Annotated in this window: 1 pseudogene; it reads right to left on the bottom strand. The window is 47.8% G+C overall.

The window, feature by feature from the left end:
• Positions 1-131: pseudogene (locus D5269_RS19070) on the bottom strand (RNA-directed DNA polymerase); the annotation flags it as partial.
• Between the last annotated feature and the right edge of the window lie 601 nt (positions 132-732).

Below are 732 nucleotides of genomic sequence, written 5' to 3'. Positions count from 1 at the left end.
GTGTAGATATTTTTATAGGCGAGCAGATAAAACTCCGGGTTGTACAAGTTGCGGTATAGCCTTTCATACTTGTACATGGGATTTTTCGATTTATCGCTTAAACTATTCAATACATCAGTTGGCTTTCTCATAGTGTCTCACACACCATCCTTTCATTTTTGTATTGAAGAAACAGACTGCTTCCCTTCGCCATGTGAGCGGCTTTCCCGCTTCCGTTTTTACGGCTGTCCCTGTTGATTCAGGGTTCTCGGACTACTATGGAAGCTGTGTTGCCCTGCCCGCTGGCTGCGGGTTTAGGCAATCCCCGGTAGCATATATCAAACATGAGCTTTCTGCGTTTTCGGTAAAGGGGTTTTCCCACGTGACGTTCGCCATTTCCCTCTATCTGGAGGCGCTGCATCCTGAATATCACACGCTTGTCCCTATACACATGACAAGCGCCAGGATGACATACGTTTCAGTTCCTTTCGTATGCAGACGCACGATAAGTCCCAGCTTTGGCTGTCAATCAAGCAGTTTAGCTTTCGTCCTCATACGCAGATTTTCATCCCCATATCGGCCAGGTTTCAGAAACTTATTGACTGACCTTTATCCGCCGCTTTCTGCGGCAACGACATGCTGCACTCCCCATCGGGTTTCCCCTTCCGGATAAGTCGTGGGATGACGGGGTATTTTTTTCACCTGCCTTTCTTCGATATTTTTCTTCCCGCCGCTTGCTCAAGGCGGCATTTG

The sequence above is a fragment of the Anaerotruncus sp. 1XD42-93 genome, from assembly GCF_009917605.1.
Taxonomy (GTDB): domain Bacteria; phylum Bacillota; class Clostridia; order Oscillospirales; family Ruminococcaceae; genus Anaerotruncus.
This window is presented reverse-complemented; position numbering and strand designations above follow the sequence as displayed.